Annotated in this window: 18 protein-coding genes; 16 read left to right on the forward strand and 2 right to left on the reverse strand. The window is 52.2% G+C overall.

From position 1 onward, the window contains the following. Nucleotides 1-229: 229 nt before the first annotated feature. From L1N82_RS04650 to L1N82_RS04710, 13 genes are all read left to right on the forward strand, one after another. Nucleotides 230-1,669 carry an MDR family MFS transporter gene (locus L1N82_RS04650; protein ID WP_407946694.1) on the forward strand — a complete coding sequence of 480 codons (1,440 nt, stop codon included), beginning with the start codon at nucleotides 230-232 and terminating at the stop codon, nucleotides 1,667-1,669. Nucleotides 1,670-1,979: 310 nt separating this feature from the next. Continuing rightward, complete coding sequence (locus L1N82_RS04655; protein ID WP_235286299.1) at nucleotides 1,980-2,855, forward strand: ABC transporter permease; 876 nt, start codon at nucleotides 1,980-1,982, stop codon at nucleotides 2,853-2,855. 37 nt (nucleotides 2,856-2,892) lie between these two features. Next, nucleotides 2,893-3,789 (forward strand): carbohydrate ABC transporter permease, encoded by an 897-nt coding sequence (locus L1N82_RS04660; protein ID WP_235286216.1) that lies wholly within the window; start codon nucleotides 2,893-2,895, stop codon nucleotides 3,787-3,789. Between the two features lie 91 nt (nucleotides 3,790-3,880). Beyond that, on the forward strand, nucleotides 3,881-5,536 hold the full coding sequence (locus L1N82_RS04665; RefSeq protein ID WP_235286217.1) for an extracellular solute-binding protein: 1,656 nt from the start codon (nucleotides 3,881-3,883) through the stop codon (nucleotides 5,534-5,536). Nucleotides 5,537-5,683: 147 nt separating this feature from the next. Continuing rightward, a complete protein-coding gene (locus L1N82_RS04670) occupies nucleotides 5,684-7,237 on the forward strand; it encodes a response regulator (RefSeq protein ID WP_235286218.1) in 1,554 nt (517 codons plus the stop codon). A gap of 28 nt (nucleotides 7,238-7,265) precedes the next feature. Then, nucleotides 7,266-9,029 (forward strand): sensor histidine kinase, encoded by a 1,764-nt coding sequence (locus L1N82_RS04675; RefSeq protein WP_235286219.1) that lies wholly within the window; start codon nucleotides 7,266-7,268, stop codon nucleotides 9,027-9,029. Nucleotides 9,030-9,101: 72 nt separating this feature from the next. Beyond that, a complete protein-coding gene (locus L1N82_RS04680; RefSeq protein ID WP_235286220.1) occupies nucleotides 9,102-9,854 on the forward strand; it encodes an ABC transporter ATP-binding protein in 753 nt (250 codons plus the stop codon). Further along, the gene (locus L1N82_RS04685; RefSeq protein ID WP_235286221.1) at nucleotides 9,847-10,593 is read left to right on the forward strand and encodes an ABC transporter permease; all 747 of its coding nucleotides are present in this window, start codon (nucleotides 9,847-9,849) and stop codon (nucleotides 10,591-10,593) included. The genes L1N82_RS04680 and L1N82_RS04685 overlap by 8 nt, the downstream gene beginning before the upstream one ends. Before the next feature lie 239 nt (nucleotides 10,594-10,832). Beyond that, nucleotides 10,833-12,545: a methyl-accepting chemotaxis protein gene (locus L1N82_RS04690; protein WP_235286222.1), complete on the forward strand. Its 1,713-nt coding sequence runs from the start codon at nucleotides 10,833-10,835 to the stop codon at nucleotides 12,543-12,545. Nucleotides 12,546-12,681: 136 nt separating this feature from the next. After that, a complete protein-coding gene (locus L1N82_RS04695) occupies nucleotides 12,682-13,629 on the forward strand; it encodes a methyl-accepting chemotaxis protein (protein ID WP_235286223.1) in 948 nt (315 codons plus the stop codon). A 44-nt stretch (nucleotides 13,630-13,673) separates the two neighbouring features. Further along, on the forward strand, nucleotides 13,674-13,931 hold the full coding sequence (locus tag L1N82_RS04700) for a YqkE family protein (protein ID WP_235286224.1): 258 nt from the start codon (nucleotides 13,674-13,676) through the stop codon (nucleotides 13,929-13,931). 14 nt (nucleotides 13,932-13,945) lie between these two features. Then, on the forward strand, nucleotides 13,946-14,488 hold the full coding sequence (locus tag L1N82_RS04705; RefSeq protein WP_235286225.1) for a hypothetical protein: 543 nt from the start codon (nucleotides 13,946-13,948) through the stop codon (nucleotides 14,486-14,488). Between the two features lie 249 nt (nucleotides 14,489-14,737). Further along, nucleotides 14,738-16,279: a catalase gene (locus L1N82_RS04710; RefSeq protein WP_235286300.1), complete on the forward strand. Its 1,542-nt coding sequence runs from the start codon at nucleotides 14,738-14,740 to the stop codon at nucleotides 16,277-16,279. Nucleotides 16,280-16,432: 153 nt separating this feature from the next. On the opposite strand, the gene L1N82_RS04715 is transcribed toward L1N82_RS04710, so the two are convergent. Then, nucleotides 16,433-16,909, reverse strand: a complete 477-nt coding sequence (locus L1N82_RS04715; protein WP_235286226.1) for a glutathione peroxidase — start codon at nucleotides 16,907-16,909, stop codon at nucleotides 16,433-16,435. A gap of 148 nt (nucleotides 16,910-17,057) precedes the next feature. On the opposite strand from L1N82_RS04715, the gene L1N82_RS04720 reads away from it, so the two are divergent. Continuing rightward, nucleotides 17,058-17,504, forward strand: a complete 447-nt coding sequence (locus L1N82_RS04720; RefSeq protein ID WP_235286227.1) for a MarR family winged helix-turn-helix transcriptional regulator — start codon at nucleotides 17,058-17,060, stop codon at nucleotides 17,502-17,504. Nucleotides 17,505-17,536: 32 nt separating this feature from the next. Here L1N82_RS04720 and L1N82_RS04725 read toward each other — a convergent pair whose 3' ends face one another. Then, nucleotides 17,537-19,585: a methyl-accepting chemotaxis protein gene (locus tag L1N82_RS04725; protein WP_235286228.1), complete on the reverse strand. Its 2,049-nt coding sequence runs from the start codon at nucleotides 19,583-19,585 to the stop codon at nucleotides 17,537-17,539. Nucleotides 19,586-19,972: 387 nt separating this feature from the next. Here L1N82_RS04725 and L1N82_RS04730 point away from each other — a divergent pair, with 387 nt between their 5' ends. Beyond that, complete coding sequence (locus L1N82_RS04730; protein WP_235286229.1) at nucleotides 19,973-21,148, forward strand: GIY-YIG nuclease family protein; 1,176 nt, start codon at nucleotides 19,973-19,975, stop codon at nucleotides 21,146-21,148. 73 nt (nucleotides 21,149-21,221) lie between these two features. Beyond that, complete coding sequence (locus tag L1N82_RS04735) at nucleotides 21,222-22,211, forward strand: hypothetical protein (RefSeq protein WP_235286230.1); 990 nt, start codon at nucleotides 21,222-21,224, stop codon at nucleotides 22,209-22,211. The last annotated feature ends 19 nt before the right edge of the window (nucleotides 22,212-22,230 follow it).

A 22,230-nucleotide genomic window follows, 5' to 3' on the forward strand; every position in this document is an offset into this window, starting at 1 on the left:
CCTTATACATTCACGTAGCTTCAGTGTAGCATAAACAATAAGCAAATTGTGTATTGATTCATAATAGTTATTAAATTATAATCATATAGGCGATCGTAAGAAGGGTACGAAAGCCGCAAGTCCAGAAGTACAGAAAGATACATATAAGGAGGAACCACACTTGAATACTGCAAGTACTGGCCTTAACCCGCAGAAGCTGGATTTGGCTAATATTAAGAGGCTTCCCATCATGATCTCTTTGATCATCGGCGCATTTTTTTCTATTCTGAATGAGACGCTGCTGAACGTCGCTTTTCCCGAACTGGTTAAGGAGCTTAATGTCCCTTATACGACGATCCAGTGGCTGTCAACCGCATACATGCTGGTGGTGGGGGTACTGATCCCGGTCACGGCACTGCTGGTTCAATGGTTCTCGACCCGGCAGATGTTTCTTGGGGCCATGTTCCTGTTCTCACTCGGCACACTGGTATGCGCAATCGCACCGGGCTTCGAAGTACTGCTTGTCGGGCGGCTGCTGCAGGCGTGCGCAACTGGTCTGATGCTGCCAGTGATGATGAACACCATACTGGTGCTATACCCGCCTGAGAAGCGGGGGGCCGCTATGGGAACGATGGGACTTGTCATCATGTTCGCTCCAGCGATCGGGCCTACCTTATCCGGACTTATTCTGGACACGATGAATTGGCGCTGGCTGTTCTATCTGGTGCTGCCGTTCGCCATCTTTGCTTTTATCTTTGCCTTTATCTACTTGAAAAATGTCAGTGTTCTGACTCGTCCGAAGGTCGATATTCTCTCTATTATTTTGTCGACACTCGGCTTTGGCGGAATTGTGTTCGGATTCAGCAGCGCGGGAGAAGGTCACGGCGGCTGGAGCAGTCCAGAGGTCTATATTTCGCTGATTGTCGGCGGGATCTCGCTGGTGTTATTCATCATCCGTCAGCTCGCATCCAAGAATCCGATGCTGGATCTGCGGGCGTTCAAATCACCGATGTTCTCGCTGGCGACGGTGCTTATTATGATCGTCATGATGACCTTGTTCTCCACCATGCTTCTGCTTCCTACCCTGTTCCAGCAAGGTCTTATGCTCACGGCCTTCACTTCCGGCCTGCTGATGCTTCCAGGTGGTATTCTGAACGGATTCTTGTCCCCTGTAACAGGGAAGCTGTTTGACAAGTTTGGCCCGCGGGCGCTTGTTGTGCCTGGTGCGGCTATTCTGGCGGGCGTGATGTGGATGTTCACACAGGTATCCGTGACCACTTCGAAGGGTACGTTCATTGCGCTTCACTGCGTCATGATGGTGGCGCTCTCGATGATTATGATGCCAACGCAGACCAACGGTCTGAACCAGCTGCCGCGCAGGTATTACCCGCACGGCACGGCGATCATGAACACGCTGCAGCAGGTAGCGGGTGCGATCGGCGTTGCCTTCTTCATCAGCCTGATGCAGTCGGGAATGAATGACTACCTGGCGAGTCAAGCAGCTAATCCGTCTGGACTATCCGAACAGGATCTTGCAGCAACTGCGCTGAATGAAGGGGTCACTGGCTCCTTCCAGGTCGGCTTCTACTTTGCAATCGGTGCGCTTGTTCTGTCCTTCTTCGTCAGACGTGCTGAAGCCCCGCAGGAGGAGCAGGGGGAAGCGGCCGCTCCTAGTCCTGCCATGCATTAATCCTTACTCATTTGGCGAATAACCGTCCGGTTTCGGACGGTTTTTTGCTTTTTCCCAAGTTATATATGAATACGCTTTCAATTTTCGTTGAATAGTATCATTTTTCGTTGCTCAGGCAGATATCCGCGCTGTCTTCCCTCCCGTACAATAAGAACATAAGAACGAAGCAAGCTGCAAAGGAGAAACGCCTATGGTACAACTACCGCTTGGGAAGGAAGGCAAGCAGCTGCCGGTAAGGCCCGGCAAGCACCCGGATAGGTCCGGTAGGAACGGTCTGGTCCGGTTTGTGAAGCAGCTCGACATTCAACTGATGGTTCTGCCGGCGATGCTGCTTATTCTGGTATTCAGCTACATCCCGATGTACGGTTTGATCATGGGATTTCAGGACTACGATATCTTCCTTGGAGGCTTCCGCGGCTTCTTTGAGAGCCCATGGGTAGGACTCAAGCATTTCGAGATGTTCTTCGATTCGCCGGAGTTCGTCCGCGTAATGCGCAATACGATCGTGATCAGCTTATTGAAGCTGTTCATCGGCTTCCCGGCGCCGATCCTGCTGGCGCTGATGCTGAATGAAGTCCGGCACATGGTGTTCAAGCGGTTTGTCCAGACGATCAGTTATCTGCCTCATTTTCTCTCGTGGGTAATCGTAGCGGGCTTCGTCATGTCCATGCTTACGACCGATAATGGAAGCGTTAACATCATGATGCAGAAGCTAAATTTAATTGAAGAGCCCATTAATTTCCTCTCTATACCGGAATACTTCTGGGGCATTCTCGTCACGACCGGCGTCTGGAAGGAAATCGGCTTCGGTTCGATTGTATACCTGGCGGCGATCGCAAGCATTGATCCTCATCTGTATGAGGCTGCTTCAATGGACGGCGCAAGCAAGTTCAAGCAGATGTTCCTGATTACGCTGCCGTCGATTATGCCTGTTGTTATCATCTTCATGATTCTGGCGATCGGCAACCTGCTCAGCGCAGGGTTCGAGGATATCCTGCTCCTTGGTGTCAATCCGGTGCTGCGGGATGTCTCGGATGTTATTGACACGTATGTTTACAGGGTCGGTATTCAGAACTCCCGGTACTCCTACGCCACCGCAGTCGGATTGTTTAAAGCCGTAATCAGTGTAGGCTTGCTTACAATGGCCAACTATATCGCACGCCGATCCGGCAACAGTCTGTGGTAGAGTCCATTACATTTCACCCAAGGGAGGCGATCGGGTCGTGCTAAAATTAAGCTTCGGCGATCGAGTGATGCACGTAACGATTTATATTCTGCTTGCTCTCCTGGCGTTCACAACGTTCTATCCGTTCTGGAATGCCGTCGTCATTTCACTTAACAGCGGCATGGACACCGCCCAGGGCGGCATCACGTTCTGGCCCAGATCATTCACCTTTGAGAATTATGGCGTCGTTCTTAACGATTCGCGCCTGGTGAACAGTTTCTTCATCTCGATATTGAGAACAGTCGTTGGAACGTTCGCGTCCATCATGGTTACGGCCATCTTCGCTTACGGAATTTCGAAGAAGGAGCTGATGGGACGCAAGTTCTACATGGTGCTCTGCATCATCACGATGTACTTCAGCGGCGGACTGATCCCATCCTATCTGCTGATCCGTGAGCTGGGCCTGATGAACTCCTTCTGGGTGTTCATCATTCCGTCGCTCGTAAGCGTCTGGAATATGATTATCTTCCGCACCTTCTTCCTCGGCCTGCCTGCAGGTCTGGAGGAATCCGCGAAGATGGACGGCTGCGGCAGCTGGGGGATTTTCTTCCGGATCGTTCTGCCCCTGTCGGGACCGGTCGTGGCAACCTTGGCGCTGTTCACCGCCGTGTATCACTGGAATGACTGGTTCCTGCCAAGCATCTACATCACCAATGAGCAGCTGCTCCCGATTCAGACGATGCTTAAGCAGATATTGAACTCGAACATTATGTCGGAGCAGATGTCCCAGCTGGATTCAGCCGCTCAAGGCCAGATGGCCAAGATGCGCAGCGTCACCACGAAGTCCCTGTCCATGGCAACCATGGTCGTCGCTACACTGCCCATCATTATGGTGTATCCGTTCGTTCAGAAATACTTCGTCAAAGGTGTGCTTGTCGGCTCCTTGAAGGAATAGTACCGGGTTCTAAGCGCAAGCTTTGACCATAGATGCAGGTCTGCTTCATCCTATCATTTTCGATTCAACGATAAGAGAGGGGTATTACGGTATGAAGATGAGTAAGAAGTTTATCACGCCGATCGTATCCGCAGTTATGGCGTTATCGCTGCTCGCCGGCTGCTCCGGCAATAATACGAACGCACCTCAGAACTCGGGAAGCACGAATGACGGCAGCGAGACTGTAAGCCAGAGGGTCGAGCTTGGAACGCAGCCGCTTGATTTTAGCTTCTATGGTCATTATGACTGGTACACCATGCCTCCTTGGGGAGAGGATGCTTCTACGAAGTGGATTAAAGAGAATAAGCAGGTTAATATCAAGGCGATTCATTCAGGCGGAAGCGCAGCACAGAAGCTGAACACGATGATCGCAACGAACGATCTTCCGGATGTCATCTGGTTGGAACGGGGGGCCGATGTTGAGAAGCTGCGCCAGGCCGGGATGCTGGTGTCTTATGATGAATACCTGGATAAATATCCGAATTTGAAAAAATGGCTCGGAGAGGCGGGCATTAACATGCTGCGCTCTGAGGATGGCAAGCTGTACCAGTTCCCTAACTGGTATACAAGCCAGCCGAACGGCAACGCCGGTTATGTAGTCAACAAGAAGATCTACGAAGAGCTGGGCTCCCCGAAGCTCGAAACAACGGATGACCTGTACGAGTACCTCAAGCAGGTAAAGGCCAAGTATCCTAATGTCACACCGTATGAGCCTCATCTGGCCAAGGATGGACAGGGACTGGATGTTCTGTACTCTGCCTTCAAGGAAGACAATCAGAAGTTTCCGTCAATCCGTGCGGTTCCAAGCGGCAGTGAGCTGACTTCCATCTTTACGGATGCTGCTTTCCGCGAATCGATGCAGTATACGGCCAAGCTGTTCCGTGAACGTCTGATTACGCAGGATGCCATGACGCAGACTCTCGACCAGGTAACGGAGAAGGTAATGACGGGCAACGTTGCGGTGTTCGCAGCGGCAAGCCCGACTGAAATGGCGATGCAGGCTCATGCGGAGCTGGCAGCGAAGGATCCGGATGCTGGGTACTTCATGATATGGCCAATCCGCAAAGAAGGTCTTGATAAGAACAAAATCTTCCCTGGCACTTATACACAGCTGGGCTGGAACGTTATGGTCATTACGAAGAAAGCCAAAAATCCGGAAGCGATCTTCGCCTTCATGGATTGGTATACAAGTCCGGAAGGGCAGAGTGTCCTGATGTGGGGACCACCGGGACTGTACTGGGATGGTGTTGAAGAAGACGGCTTCACACCGAAGTTCACCGAGAAGTATGTAACGGAAGCGGATGAGCTGGCGAAGCTTCAGGGTACAACGATTAACATGAACTGGCTAGGCAACACCGTATTCGTGGATGGCACGAAAGCGAAATATGAAAGCACGCTTCCTGAGGAAAAGCGCAACTGGTCCACTCGCTGGCAGAACGAGATTACTTGGAAGACTCAGTCCGATGCTACGGAATTCATCAACCTGGACCCGATGCCGGAGAGCGAGGAAGGTATTATCCGCCAGCGCATCGAAGACATCTTCCTGGAGGCCCGTGCGAAAGCATTGTTCGCGAAGAGTGACGAGGAGGTTCTGTCTATTCTTGACCAGGCACAGAAGGATGCCGAATCAGCGGGCTATGATAAACTCCTGAGGTTCAAGACGGAGAAGTGGCAGGAGAATTTGAGCAAGATGGCAGGCAATTCGTAAACCGGGTTGGCGGCTGGAATTTCGTAACAATAATTTTACACACAGTTGGAATGCGAGGGTATACTTTCAGAGTATACCCTCTTTGTGCAGTATGTTCGCACTGCTGGCCTGATAAATTCGGCCGGATATAAGAAGGGGGTTCGGTTGATGTATAAGGTGCTTCTTGCAGACGACGAACGGCTGGATCTGGAGGGGATGAAGGCGTTTATCCCCTGGGAGAAGCTGGGCATGGAGGTAGTGGAGGGCGTTACCAACGGTTTTGCTGCTTGCAGGGTATTGGAGGAGCAAGCTGTCGATATTCTTGTTACGGATATCCGGATGCCGCATATGAGCGGCTTGGAGCTGGCGCAGCGGGCGTCGGAAATCCGCAAGAACATAAAAATTATATTTGTCAGCGGTTATCAGGATTTCCAGTATGCGAAGCAAGCGCTCAAGCTGAATGCATGGAACTATGTCCTAAAGCCGATGGACGATCAGGAGCTGATCGATTCACTGAGCCAGATCAGGAGCCATCTGGATGAAGAACGGACCAGGGAAGCCGCCTATTCACAGATGGAGCCGCTGATGAGGAATGAATATCTGCAGCAGCTGTTAGAGGGCACATATTCAGACACTGCGCGAATCAAGCTTGAACAGGACTACGGGCTGGGCTCGTTCGCATGGCCCGCACGCGCAGCGGTGCTGGAGATGGATGATCTGGCCTGGAAGCTTATCCCGGCGGGTGGCCGCGAGGGTATGGACAATCCCGACTGGATGCACCAGGTAGTTGCACTGTGCATGACGCATGGAATTGAATGTGTCTGCAGGCTGAGCCGCAAGCGTGCGGCGCTGCTTCTGCAGGAGCAGGCCGCGGTGCCGGTCGTTAAGGGCTTACTGGATGCAATCAGGAACAATTTCACCTTTACGCTGACAGCGGGCCTCGGGGGTCCCTGCACCGGGCTGGAGGAAGTTCAAAGCTCTTACCGGCAGGCGGTTGAAGCGCTCGATTATAAGATCTTTCATGGCAAAGGGCAGCTGATTGAAATCGGAGATGTGCGGCGGTCCGAGAAGGAAGATATCAAACATCTGGATGAACGTCTTGGAGCGCTCTTCTCGGCTATGACAAGATATGATCTGGTAGCAATTCATGATGAGATTGAAGCCTTGTTTCAGGCCGCCCGCAGCCTTAAGACGGGTTTTACGATCCGCAGCTTCAGTCTGAATATCCTCATGAAGTTGGATCAGCATCTGCATACGATGAATGAAGACCTGTTTAAGCTTCTCGACATTGAATTTCATAAGCTGGACATCATTATGCAGTTTGAGACGATTCAGGATATTCAGTCCTGGTTAAGGCGTCAGGCATATGAGCTGTCCGAGCTGCTCCACAAGAAGAAGCAGAAGAAGAACTGGAAGCTGGTTCAGGATGTGCAGCGCTATGTGAAGGATCGGCTTTCTGTTAACATGACGCTGAAGGATGCGGCAGAGCATTTTTCATTCTCCCCTAACTATCTGGGACAGTTGTTCAAGGAGGAGACTGGGCGGAATTTCAGTGAATACCTTATAGCCCTCCGGATGGAGAAGGCAGGTGAGCTGCTGCGCCAGACGAATCTCAAAATCTATGAAATCGCAGAGCAGGTCGGATATCGTTATCTGCCCTATTTCAGCAGGCAGTTCAAGGAGACCTATGGCATGACACCGATGGAATACCGCCGTTCCTAGCGTTCTGACAGATAGGAGGGGGACAGCTGTGAAACCAAAGAACAGACGCGAGTATGTCCCTTTTGGCCATAAGCTCATGATCACTTATTGTGTGTTTATTGTTATTCCGGTCCTGCTGGCTGCTTACATGGCTAACAAGATCTTCGTAGAGTCGGCGCGGGAGAACGCCCGGGAGAACTACCAGGGCACGCTGAGCCAGGTGAAGGATAATATTAATTACCGGCTGGACGATGTAGCCAATGTCTCAAGCATGCTGTACTTTGATAGCAGACTGGCTATTCATCTGCGCCAGAGCAAGGGCGGTTATGAGAGCTACGCTTCAATGACAGAGTATGTGCTGCCGAGAATACAGAGTACACTGGAAGCGGCACATAACAAGATGCATTTGACTGTCTATATGCATAATGAGAAACTGCCGGAAATCTACCATGCCTACCCGGGCGGCAATGCGCTTAGCGGGATGGGCTCGGTTTATGATTTTTACCATATTGACAGGATTCGGGGAAAGTCATGGTATGAAGCATTTCCATCTGAACAATACGGGGCAACGGTAGAGTGGAGACAGGTTGAACGTGATGCAGCCTTGGGGCAAATTTCCCTCCTCCGCCGCCTTATTGAGCCTAATGATCCTTTCCGGCTCAAGGAAATCGGATTTCTGCGGATTACGATACGAATCAGCGACTTGTTCGAAAGTCTGGAAGCCGGCCAGCTTGCGGAAGGGTCAAGCATAATGATTGTGGACGAACAAGGAATGATTGTAACGTCCTCGGGCGGAACAGTTCTTCAGCCGGGCCAGCCGTTCTATGAGCGGAGTCTGGATGACTATATGATAATTGAAGAAGACCTCACCCGGCTGAATTGGAGGCTGATCGGTCTGCTGCCGGATGATATAACGAGGGCAGCCACAAGGCAGGTTACGGCCTGGACGATCCTGATCAGCATGCTCTGTTATTTTATATTCGCCATGGCCGGACTCTACATATCCCGCTCCTTCGCCCGCAAGGTTTCCAAGATTGTAGCTGTGCTGGATGCCTTTCGGGAAGGGGATTTTCACAAGCGGATTCATTTTAAGGGCCGGGATGAATTTACGCGTATTTCTCTGGCTTTGAATGATATGGGCCATAACATCCAGGAATTGATTGAGGAAGTCTATTTATCGAACATCCGGAAGAAGGAGGCGGAGCTTGAGTCGCTGCAGGCGCAGATCAATCCGCATTTTCTCTATAATACGCTGTCCTCTATCAGCCGTCTTGCCAAGTTTGGGGAGGTGGACAGGCTGCACCGGATGGTGCTTGATCTGGCGAAGTTCTACCGGTTGTCTCTGAATGAGGGAAGAACGGTCATTCCCATCAAGCATGAGCTTGAACAGATTGAAGCCTACATGAACATTCAGAAGACCAAATTTGGCGAGGGGATGACTGTCTGGTATGCAATTGATCCGAATATTCTCGGTTATGAGACGATCAAGCTTATTCTTCAGCCGTTTGTGGAAAATGTTCTGGAGCACGCATGGTATGGTGACCGGATCAATATTCGGATCACAGGCGCAGTCAGGGAAGGCTGCGTTGTGTTTCAGGTAATCGACGACGGACTCGGTATGCACCCGGATACGCTGCGGCAGCTGCTGGGCCCCCCGGGCACCGTGCCGATTGGCTACGGAATCAGCAATGTCGATCAGCGCATCAAGCTGCATTACGGCCGGCAGTATGGTGTGCAGATCATCAGCAGGCTTGGCGCTGGAACAACTGCCGAGATTACAATTCCACTGCGGGGACCGGGAGTACAGCCATAAACTTGCAGCAGCTGCGACTGATCCTGTTTAATAAGGGGTGATAACTGATGCTGAAGGAAAGGGTTTGATCAGGTGACTCCGGTACTCGAGCTACACCAGCTTGCCAAGCTGCAGTTTGATGAGAAGGAAGAATATCTGTTCCGTCCCATAACCTCTAAGGTGGCAAAAGGGGACCGGATCGCTGTTGTTGGAGCCTCCGGTCAGGGGAAGAGCACGCTGCTGCGCATCCTCGCCAGACTGGAGCGTCAGGATGAAGGCTATATGTCTCTAGGCGGTGTGCGGGATACGGATTGGAAGCCGGCGGAATGGCGGAAGAAGGTCTGCTACACGGCCCAGCATCCCGTGATGCTGCCTGGAACCGTGGAGGATAATCTGCGGACGGTCAGCAGGCTCCACAGCCTCCCGTTCGATGAATCGGCAGCCAAGGAATACATGAGCCAGATTGGCCTTGGGGATATGGATTGGCGGAAGGAAGCTTCCAGTTTGTCGGGAGGGGAGAAACAGCGGGTAGCACTTGTGCGCTCACTTCTGCTGGAGCCGGAAGTTCTGCTGCTGGACGAATTCACCGCTTCGCTCGATCCCGGCAGCAGAGAAGGAGCTGAAATGTGCGTCCGCCAGTGGGCAGATACAAGGAACTCAGCCGTACTGCTGATCAGCCACGATATGGAGCAGGCAGAGCGTATGTGCCGTACGGTATGGTTCATGTCGGGGGGCGAGCTTCTTGAAGCCGCGGACGCAGGCCGCTTCTTTGCGGCACCTGAGACGGAATCGGCCAAGCAGTTTCTGCAGCGGAGCTTAGGGGAAGGGAGGGCCGGGAATGTCTGATTATGCATTGGCTCTAACGCTTGTGTTCGTCGGGATCACCATGCTGCTCTCCATCCGGCAGAAGCTGGGGCTGGAGAAGGAGATTGTTGTGGGTACTGTCCGATCAGCTCTGCAGCTGCTTCTGGTCGGTTATATTTTGCATGTCGTATTCGGCAGCAGGCATCCGCTGCTCATCATGCTGATCATCACGGTTATGATCGGAGTGGCGGCCTGGAATGCCGGCGCCCGGGCCAAGCGTGTTCCCCGGATACGCCTTGCTGTAGCGCTGGCACTGCTCTGTACGGAAACCGTCACGATGGCCGTCCTGCTGGGGCTTGGCATTATTGATGCGACCCCGAGGTTTATTATCCCGGTCAGCGGCATGACCATTGGCAGCTCTATGGTTGTATCGGGTCTGTTTCTCAATCAGATGAAACGCGAGACAGAATCATCAAGGGGAGAGATGGAGGCCTATCTCGCTCTTGGAGCGACGGTTAAGCAGGCGCTTGCTCCCTCGGTTAAACGGGCAGTCCGCAGCAGCATGATCCCGACCTTCGACAGCATGAAGACGATTGGGCTTGTGCAGCTCCCGGGCATGATGACCGGCATGATTGTGGCGGGCGCAGAACCGATTGAGGCGGTCCGTTATCAGATTCTGATCGTGTTTGTACTGGCTTCGGCAGCTGCGATTACGGCTATGCTGCTGGGATTTATGAGCTACCGGTTATGGCTGGACACGGAGGGGCGGCCTTACGGATGACCGCTTGACTGCTTCGCCTTGAACAAGGGCGGGGCAGTTTTTTATTTTTACGAAATATTTAATAGACAAAAATCGACAATCCCATTACTATTAGTACACATTAGTTATTTATAATAGGTCTAATTTACCTAGGAGCCGTCCCCGGCCAGTATGGCTGTGAAATGCTGCCGGCTGGCGCAGCCCCTAGGATTAGAGAATAACAGAAGTCTTGGTACAAGACATGAAGGTGAGTGGGCTTATTGAAACGTCTAAGTTTAGGCATCAAATGGAAATTGATTGGTTTCATCATGCTGATTGTGCTGCTGGGCAGCAGCGCAATCGGCTATTACGCCGTTACCCATGCGAGGGAAGAGCTCTTGGGTGCGGCTCATCAGAAGCTGCAGTCCGATCTTAATACAGGCAAGCTGATGCTGGACACCCTTTACCCGGGAGCCTGGAGTGTTCGGGATGGGCTGCTGTACAAGGGCGATGTGCAGCTGAATGATAATTTTGATTTTGTTGACAGGTTTGGGGAAGAGACGGGTGACACGGTGACGATTTTCCTGCACGATACCCGGATCGCGACGAACGTTAAGAAAGAAGACGGTTCCCGAGCCGTCGGAACTCAGGTGTCTGAGACGGTTGCTGACGTCACCCTGACCAAGGGAGAACTATATGTCGGAGAAGCCAATGTGGTCGGTCAGATCAATCAGGCGGCATATGAGCCGATCCTTAGCGAACAGGGTGAGATTCTGGGGATATTCTATGTTGGGGTACCGAACAAGCCTTACGATCAGGCTATAGATGAATTTAAAAACCGGATCGTCATCTTTATTCTGATTCAGCTTGCCGCTGCTGTTGCGATCGTGTGGGTTGCTGTAGCCCGCCGCGTTAGACCGCTGGTGAAGAGCACGTACATAGCGGAGGAAGTATCGAAGGGGAATTTGCGGGTGGAGCTGCAGGAGTTCAAGTCATCCGATGAAATCGGCCGTCTGTCTTCAGCTATAGGGACCATGACGATGAACCTTCGCCAATTGATGCAGGATATCAATGGACAAGTGGTTTCATCTGCTGACCAAGTAGCTGCATCTGCAGAGGGGATGGCAATGTCACTGGAGGAGCTGACCCAGTCATACAACGAGGTGGCGGGCAGCACCAGACTGGTGGCGGGCCAAGCAGAAGCGGGCAACCGGGCCGTTCAGGAATCGTCGCAAGTGCTGCTGGAGCTCAACTCGCTGGTTCAGATAGCGAATAACAAAGCGTTAGAGGCGCATGCGGACTCAGAGCGGACACTGGAGTCTGCCCGTCACGGGGCCGCAACAGTCAGGTCTGCGATTCAGCGTATGAGCGCTATTCAAAGCCGGACATCAGATACAGAGGAGCATGTCCGAGCGCTGGCCGACTATTCAAACCAGATTGCAGCGATTGCTTCTACGATTACCGAAATTGCAGGCTCAACCAATCTGCTTGCCCTCAATGCATCAATTGAGGCAGCCAGAGCGGGCGATGCAGGCAGAGGCTTTGCTGTTGTCGCGGGTGAGGTGCGCAAGCTGGCAGAGCAGTCCAATAGGGAAGCGGCTGAAGTGAATGCTCTGACAGGAAAAATAACGGCATCCATTCAGGCAGCAGTTCAGTCCATTAAGGAAAGCCGGAAGGAAGTCGAGCAGGGCAGCGGTTCGGCCGCGGCTGCCGGTGAAGCGCTTGAGAGCATCCTTCGTGCGGTTGAAGGAACGGTTGCCAACATTTCCGACATCATGAATGTGACGAATGAGGAAGTGGAAAGCTCCGAGAAAATTATTAAATTGGTCAATGATGTAGCAACAACATTGGAGATGACCCTCGAACGTTCCCGGGAAGTGATGAATGTGACGGAGGTTATATCCGGTGAAGTGGAGAACCTCGCAGCAGGCTCCGAAGAACTGACAGCTATGGCGGGGGAACTGAAGGCGAGCCTTGCAAAAATTACGGTGTAATCCAAGTCCCGATTATAAAGAGTTAAATACAGAGACAGCTAGAATGGACAGGGGAATTGGATAAGATGAAGAGAAACATACTGAAGCAGTCTCGCAGTAAGCTGGGGACGGCAAGCTGGCGGGCGCATTTGGCAGCATGACGAACAGCCTGCGACAGCTTATCCGTGACATAAGCGGCAGCGCGGTACAGCTGGCGGCATCCGCCGAGGAACTTACCGCTGGAAGTGAACAGACGGGCAAGGCGACTGAATCGATAGCATCCGTTATGCAAGATGTGGCGGCGGGGACAGACCGGCAGATGGAGAGCGTCAGCTCCAGCTCGAATCTGATCACCGAGATGGGTGCTGCCGTCCGTGAAGCTGCCGATTCGGCAGCTCATGCAGCAGGAACAGCTGCGACTACGCTGATCCAGACGGAGGAAGGGAAGAATGCAATCGGCTTGTCGGTAACCCAAATGGAATCAATCCATCAGAAGGTACTGGGTTTATCAGAAGTTGTGAGCGGCCTTAATGAGCGGTCAGGCGAGATTGGGAGCATCGTTAGCCTGATTTCGGATATTGCTGCCCAGACGAACCTGCTGGCGCTTAACGCTTCCATCGAAGCAGCCCGGGTAGGCGAGCAGGGTAAAGGATTTGCAGTTGTAGCCGGAGAGGTGCGCAAGCTGGCGGAGCAGTCGGCTGAGTCCGGCAAGAAGATTAGCGAGCTTATCGCTTTTATTCAGAAGGAAACGGGCGGAGCGGCCGCAGCCATGGATGAGACGGTTCGCGAGGTATCCGACGGAATCCGCTATGTTCATACTGCAGGAGATAAGTTTACAGATATCCATGAGGCGGTACATGATGTATCCGGACACATGGAGCGTGTCTCCGCAACCGTAGCGCAAATATCGGCGCATACTTCACAAGTGGCGGAATCCATTGAACTGGTCGTTGAGGTTGCAGGAGAGACTGCACAAGGATCACAGAACGTATCGGCTGCGACTGAAGAGCAGCTTGCTTCCATGGAAGAAATATCGGCATCGGCGGCTTCACTGGGTCATATGGCGGAGCAGCTGCAAGGGCTGATCTCGAAATTTAAAATCTAGCTGCCTTCCTGGTATAATGGACCGGAGATGGGGAGGGTGGACATATGGCAAAGAAGAAACAAGCCGCCGGGTCTCAGCGTCCAAGCGGGGATAAGCCGGCAACGCTTAAGGATCTGCTGAGTGCGGATACGATAAATCAGTTAAAAGTACAGGCTGAAAGGCTGCAGGAACAGGCTGAGCATAAGAAGCAGGAAGCGCTCAAAGCGGCTGAGGAAGCCAGGAAAGCCGAGCAAAAGCGGCTTGAGAACGATTTTGAGTATCTGCTGAACAACAGCAAGATGGATTGGAAATCGCATAAGTAGCGGAGGTGCACAGCGTGGAAAATGGAGTACAGGGCTGGCCCGACTCGGAAGAGGAAGCGCGTGCAGCGCTTGAGGCGAATCCGGACTATGTATTTGAACCGCGCCTGATCGTGGAGATTGAGCCGGAGACAGCCGGATTTTGGACGAGTTTCAGCTCGGAATGGGGCGGGGCGCTCTACCTCATGGATGAGACAAACCGCAAACGGTATGAGAACGGGATGATTGATGAACAGCACTATGAATATGCCAAACGCTCTTACCGGCTGGGTCTGATTGGCCTAACCGAGCTTCATGACCGTCTGGCGGCTTGGCAGTCCGGGAGCGGAGAAGGCGCCTATCCGTTCCAGATGCATACGCTTGACTGCTTCTTCATTCCGGCTTACCTGCAGGATTATGGCAAGATGCATCCCGGCAAGAAGGAGCAGTGCGGGCAGATCGTGCAGCTGATCAGAGACAAGCTGTCAGAGAAAGGGACACTGGAAGAGACAGCCCGGTCTATCGAGATATTGGCTGTAACCTATATCACGCACTTACATGAATACGCTAACCAATCATAACCATTAAGCTGACGGCCGGGAGACCGCCTGTCTGCAGAGCAGGGCAGCATGCTGCCTTGTCCGCAGGCAGGCTCTTTTTGTTAGGGGGCAGGTAAGCTGATTTTGAAAGCCGATTGCATAAAAACGACCCTAAGGGAAAAAATGGTACTGACTGATAAGTCAAACCGTTTAGATGGAGGGCATAACATGGATTACGATAAGCTTACGGGCAGTCCTGTGGCGGGAACCGGGGGGCCTGGAGACGGGCGCATGGGTACGGGAGAAGGGGAACTGACACTTACGAACCGTCAAGGCCATCCAATCAAGGATAACCAGAATGTAAGAACGGTAGGCAACCGCGGTCCGACCACTCTGGAGAACTATCATCTGCTTGAGAAGATCTCACACTTTGACCGTGAGCGGATACCCGAGCGGGTTGTGCATGCACGGGGGGCAGGCGCGCATGGTTATTTCGAATCCTACGGCAAGGTTGGCGATGAGCCGGTATCGAAATATACACGGGCCAAGCTGTTCCAGGAGCCGGGCAAGAGAACGCCAGTGTTCGTCCGGTTCTCAACGGTTGTCCATGGCGGCCATTCGCCTGAAACGCTTCGGGATCCAAGGGGCTTCGCTGTTAAATTTTATACCGAGGACGGCAATTGGGATCTGGTCGGAAACAACTTGAAAATATTTTTTATACGCGATCCGCTTAAGTTCCCGGACATGGTCCATTCGTTCCGGCCCGACCCGGTAAACCAGCTGCAAACTCCTGAGCGTATGTTCGACTTCTTGTCCAATACACCGGAAGCCACCCATATGGTGACCTTCTTGTTCTCACCTTGGGGCATTCCCGCGAATTACAGGCAGATGCAGGGCTCTGGAGTCAATACATATAAGTGGGTGAATCAGAATGGTGAAGCCGTACTGGTCAAATACCACTGGGAACCGCTCAAGCAGGGTATCAAGAACCTGACCCAGAAGGAAGCGGATGCCATTCAGAGCACAGATTTCAATCATGCAAGCCAGGATCTGTATGATGCCATCGAAAACGGAGACTATCCGGAGTGGGAGCTGTGTGTGCAGATTCTGCCGGACGGGCCCAATGAAGAGCTGGATTTTGACCCGCTTGATCCGACCAAGCTGTGGGATCACGAGAAGTTTCCGTTCTTGAAGGTCGGGAAGATGGTGCTGAACAAAAATCCCGAAAATTACTTTGCCGAGGTTGAGCAGGCGGCGTTCGGTACAGGGGTTCTGGTAGATGGTCTGGACTTCTCGGATGACAAGCTGCTCCAGGGTCGTACATTCTCTTATTCGGATACCCAGCGGTACCGTGTGGGGACGAATTATCTGCAGCTGCCTGTCAATGCGCCGAAGAAGCGTGTTGCAACGAATCAGCGTGACGGACAGATGACTTATTTTGTGGATAAGGCGCCGGGCCAGAACCCTCATGTCAACTACGAGCCATCCACAATTAACGGGCTGAGGGAAGCGGAGCCCAGCGGAGCTGAACATGAGCCGCATTACGATGCGAAGCTGGTCAGACAGAAGATTGACCGCACGAATGATTTTGCCCAGGCAGGGGAGACGTACCGCCGATTTGAAGAATGGGAACGTGAGGAGCTGGTTACGAACCTTGGCGGAGTGCTGAGCGTCTGCCGGCCGGCTATTCGCGACAAGATGATTGAATACTTCACCAATGCCGACGCCGATTATGGAAGGCGGGTGTCGGAGGCGCTTAAGAAGGCCTTAGCAGAAGCTGGCCAAGGCGGTAATGCGGCCGATGGCAAGGGCACACGTACCGACGGTTATTAACAGATAGAGAGTAGCAGATAGGAACAAGAAGAGGCTGTCTCCCGGTTAACCCCGATGAGGCAGCTTTTGCTTAGATAGGTTGAGCAGAAAAAAGCCGCAGCCCCTTGTTCTTATAGAACATGGCCTGCGGCATATCTGGATAAGAACCAGCTGCTACAGCAAGCTCTTGATCTCACTCTCAAGTGATTCCGGTGCGTCTGCTGGAGCAAACCGTTTTACAGTCTTGCCTTCGCGGTCTACGAGGAACTTGGTGAAGTTCCATTTGACAGCCTTGGAGCCGAGGAGCCCCGGGGCTTCAGCGGTCAAGTGCTTGTATAAGGGGTGCTGGCCGGAGCCATTGACATCCACTTTGGCAAACATAGGGAACGTGACGCCATGATTAAGCTTGCAAAACTCCGCTATCTCCTCTTCGCTCCCTGGCTCCTGATTCATAAATTGGTTGCAGGGAAAGCCGAGGATTTCCAAGCCTTGTTCACGGTAAGCTTCATAGAGCTTCTGCAAGCCTTCATACTGAGGCGTATAACCGCACTTGCTTGCGGTATTGACGATAAGCAGCACCTTACCTTTAAAATCCGCCATAGATTGCTGCTCGCCATTAATCCGGGTAACCTCGATATCATAAAATGACATAGCTAATCCTCCCTTACGTTCATGGTTTATTCAAATTAAATTTTATACAACCAAAAATGGAATGTCAAATCTCCTGAAGATGCACAGTCCAACATAATTTGATACAATTATTTCATCACACGCGCTTGATCATATAATGGAGGTTCTAATGGACATAGATGAAGTACTGAAGCTGGAGAACCAAGTATGTTTTGCCGTGTATGCCTGTTCCAGAGAAATCACTAAGCTCTACAGGCCTATTCTCGAGGAGTTTGGTCTGACCTATACGCAGTATGTCACCATGCTTGTGCTGTGGGAGCAGGATGGTATTACGGTGAAGGAGCTCGGAAGAAGACTGCACTTGGATTCCGGCACGTTAACACCGCTGCTGAAAAAGCTGGAAAGCGCGGGCTTGGTGACCCGTACACGCGACAAGGCCGATGAACGGAATGTCGTTATTACATTGACGGAGAAGGGTCACAGGATGAAGAAGGATGCAGCTACCGTTCCTGGGCGCCTGTTCAATGAGACGGTGGTCGACGAAGCTGAGGTCAAGGCGCTGCGCGATTTAATTACACGAATGCTGGCCCGAATCAGTCCGCAGGAAACGGAGTGACCGGGCCAGCTGTAATATATACTAGCAAGATATTAAAGCTTGAACTTTTCCACAATGGAAGACAGCTCTTCCGCTGTCTCGGAGAGATACGCGGCTGAAGCGGCTATCTCCTGCATGGATGCGATCTGCTCCTCCACCGATGCGGAGACGGCTTCCGTACCGCCCGCATTAGTTCCGGCGATCTGAATAACATTGTTGATGGACTGAGCCATAACGCCGGCAAGGGCTGCGATTTCAGCCGTGATGCTGCCGAGTGTGCCGCTCATGTCGTCGATCGGAGCGACAGCCTGCTCAATGCCTTTGAAATGACGGTCGGTCTCCTCGACGATCCGGATTCCTTTACCTACCTCGCTGACGGTCTGTTCCATGGATGATACGGCTTCAGCCGTTCCGCTTTGAATTTCGGTTATCAGCTGCTTGATGGAGCCGGTCGAATTGGATGTCTGCTCAGCCAGCTTGCGGATCTCGGAAGCAACAACGGCAAATCCCCGTCCGTGCGCACCTGCACGGGCGGCTTCAATGCTGGCGTTAAGCGCAAGCAGGTTCGTCTGGCCGGCGATCTCCTGAATCACCTTGACGATGGCTTCAATCTGCCGGGACTGCTCGTACAGGCGGGTGATTGTTGAAGATTGCTGCTCGGCAAAGGTGTTGATTACATCCATCTGACGAACGACCTCCTGAACGCTGCCCGTTCCTTCGTTAGACCTGCTTCTGGCCTGCTCGGTCAAGCTCGCAAGCTGCTGGATATAACCTTCAATCTCGCCCATCCGTCCGGTTATAACGGCGATCTGCTCGTGGTTATAGCTAAGCATCTCTTCCTGCTTGGTGGCGCCTTCATGAATTCCCTGGGCTGAATCCGCTATATGCTCAGTCGCCTGGGTCGCCTGTTCGGCGCTTGCACTCAGCTGCTGGGAAGAGGCGGCGAGCTGGATCGCGGTCTCATTAATCCGTCCCATACTTCCGTGTATGCTGTCAGCCATGCTGTTAAAGCTCCTGCCGAGCTTGCCAAGCTCGTCATTGCCGGTTACCGGTATACGTGCCGATAAGTCACCCTGGCTAATCGTTTCTGCTGTTTGGATCATGGTGCGGAGTGTCTTGAATAATCCATACAAAATATATACGATCAGAAGCACAGCGACTAGGATCGCCGCCGTCACGATGACAACAGTCTGATTAAGAATCGGACTTGCTTCCTCAGCATACTCATCTGTTAACATGGTGCCGGTTATTTTCCAGCCGGTCAGCGGGTTGGTGACATAAGCAAGTGCCTTAGGAGTTCCTTCGCTCTCGTAGTTAAACCCGCCTTCATCCCCGCTGAATAGTGTTTCAATATAGGACTCTTCGGCCAGCTCTCCTTCGGCTAGCGAAGGATGGTACACGGCCTTGCGCTCACTGTCGAAGATCATGGCATAACCCTCATTGCCGATGTTTACGGAATGGGTAAGACCTGTCAGTTCCTCGATCTTGACCTCACTGCGAATGACTCCACTTCCATCAGCTACAGCCTTCGTGATACCGATTACAAAATCGCCGGTGATCAGGGAAACATAAGGCTGCGAGACCAGTGGTGTTGTATTTTCCATGGAGGCTTTAAACCATACCTGCTCGCGCGGGTCGCCTTCGCCGGCCCACTCCTTGCCCTGGACATTGCGGTAATAGCTGTTGGTTCCAACGAATTCAAGACTGGAGATCATCGGATGCGTTCTCCAGAACGGTTCGAGAATATTACGCTGCAGAGTTGCGCCTGCTCCTGTGTACGTTTCCTGTGTAATAAGAGAAGCGATGTAATCGACGTTGGCCATTTCGGCGCTTGTAAACTGGGTGATGGTGGCGTTCAAAAGCCGTACATTCTCATAAGCGGCATTAGCCATCTGCTGGCCGATCTCGCTCTTGGCTGTCTGATAGGACAACGTGCTGATGGTTAATACCGGGACTAGCAGGATGACAGCAAAGGTAAGGCTTAACTTGGTGCGCAAGGACAAGTTGCGGACGGGTGAATGCTTGAAATTTAAACCGCTTACATCTGCAGGCTTATTTTTTAAGCCCTGCTGTTTTGCCTCCTTCTTTTTTAACAGTTTCATAAGGTTACCTGTCTTAGAGATTAATGTTTTTGTTATTTTTCTAAAAGGAATTTCTCTTTTTTTCATGCTGCTTTCCCCCCTGTGAGCTGTCTGTCTGAAAACGCTATATCCATTTTATCGACCGTTGTCAGGGAAGAGTTAATAGGATTTGGAAAAATAAAGCCCTGTTTTTTTCTCTATAAGACATTGACATTTTCGCATACCAATTAATGTATTTACTAACAATAAAGTCCCACAATATGTGCTGTAGGTCCGATAGCCGCAGCCTGGTTCATTTGGTACAATAGTATGCGAACGTACATTCCTTGTTCATTTGACTGCTTGCAGGACCCGCCGTCGTTAGCAGGAAAACTTTAAAGCACAGCATGATAGGGAGGGAATCAGCTTATGCAGCCATTTCAATTCGAGCCGTCCCGTTATCCTGAACTGCCCGGCTGCTACATCATGCGTGACGGAGACGGGCGCATATTATATGTAGGCAAATCCAAGAAGCTGCGAAGCCGACTCCGGTCGTATTTTCATCAGAAACATGAACGGAAGCGGATTAGGCAGCTCGTAGCCGAAATTGCATCTATTGAAATTATACTGGTCAATAACGAAGCGGAAAGCCTAATGCTGGAGAACAATCTGATTAAGCTTCATAAGCCGCCTTACAACCGGGCGCTGAAGCGGGATAACAGCGGTTATGCGTATCTGCGGCTGACAGACGGCCCTTATCCCAGACTGGATGTATATTACAGGGACCGCCGAACTGCGAAGGAAGAGCTAGTGGAGCCTACGAAACAGGTACAAGGTCTGGAGGGGGAGGGAGAAGCAGACGGGGAGACGCGATTCGGTCCTTTCGCAAGCGCCAGGTTCCGCAATGAGGTTCTTGCCTTTATTAATGATCATTATCGCCTTCGGACCTGTGTGACGATGCCCAAGCGTGTTTGTCTGCTCTATCATATTGGGCGCTGCAGCGGTATATGTGAGGGTATGATCAGCGATGAAGCTTATCAGGAAGCGGTTCGTTCGGCGTCTTCCCTCCTGGCTGGCGGGGGTGCGGGGTTAATTGAAGCGATGGAGAGGCAGATGCAGGAGTATGCCGGGCGGATGGAGTATGAGAGGGCGTCGGACATGCTGCGGCATATCCGTATTTTGCAAAAGAATCCCGACAAGCAGATCGTGGACCGCGAATCCGGGAACAACCAGGATATCATCAGCTTTGGCCAGGGCAGCGTGCTTATTGGACGAGTCCGGAAGGGTATGCTGATCGGATTCGGGCAGGCCGCTGCTGTTCCGGAGGGCCCGGGTGAGTACGACCGGTTCGTGCTTAAGCATGCGCTGGAGAATCCGTGCGATGAAATTATTGTGAACTGGATGGATGATGTGAAGAGCATAAGGAGCGCGCTGCGGAAGGCTGGCGTCAGACCCCCTCAGATCACAATGCCGAAGAGAGGGTTGAAATATGATTTGCTCCAGCTGTGCAGGGGCAACCTGGAATACCAGCTGGCATGTGCCGCCGCAGAGGACAGGAGAGTACCAAAGGAAGTTCCGCTTGCCGCCGGACAAGAAGGTTCGTAGGCAAGCGGAACATTTTTCGCTGGGAATACGTTTATAACCTGAATGAAGAGATAATGAAGAAGGAGAGGGTTGTATGCTGATGATCAGAATGCGCCGGGCAGCCCTAACGGGTGTAGTTGCTGCAGCGGTCGTGCTAAGCGGCTGCAGCAATAATACGACAGACCAACAAGCAGATACGGAGGTGGTGGAGCCGGCTGAGAATAGTAACGCTGCGGTGAACGCAGAGTTGGCCTCTGAAGAGCTGCTCCAAGAGTTTGACAAGACGGTCGGCGAAGCGGACACAGCCCTGCATGTCAGGGAATTTATTGATGAGCATATCGAACAGGCAGCAGGGGAGGATGCCGATATCATGGTACGGGGGCTGCTGGATTATTATAAGAAGAATTTACCGGCAGCTGAAGCGTCTGTAAGTGAATCATCTCTGCAGATGGCTCTTCTTCAAGCGGATTGGCCGTTTGAGGGTGAGAGTCTGGAGCAGCTCGAGCCTCCCCACAGAAAGCTTGTTCAAGCCCTGCTGGACGGCGGCTATAAGCTGGAAACCCAGGAAGGCTATATCTACCCGATGGTGGATTACGGCTCGCTGCGGAAATATGAGACCTACATAACGGATGCATTAAGTGATTATATCGAGTTGAAAGCGCTGGAGTCGGACCAGCGGACCGCGAGCGATGCGGCCATTGTTATCTCGTGGGATGAGCTGGCCGGCCGTGCGCTTGCCGCAGAAGAATTTGTAAGGAAGCACCCGGATTCTCCGGAATACGAAGAAGTGCTTACCCTCCTGGAACGCTACATGACGGTCTATCTGCAGGGCCTGGATAATACGCCAATCTATGATTATCAGACGCTTAGTCTTGAAGAGGATGTGAAGTCAAGCTATGCCAAAATCGCCGGTGAGAAGCCTGAAACAACGGTAGGCACTATCGTGAAGGGATATCTGGACGTACTGGAGGCGGCTAATTACCAGGTCATGACCGGCAGCGGGGTTGATCAGCAGATCTTGCCCGGTGTGAGAGAGTATTTGGATAGCTTGAAGCGGAGGATATGGGACCATCTTCCATCGTAACGCAGGTTACACAGGGACG

The organism is Paenibacillus tarimensis (assembly GCF_021532315.1).
Lineage (GTDB): Bacteria > Bacillota > Bacilli > Paenibacillales > Paenibacillaceae > Paenibacillus_I > Paenibacillus_I tarimensis.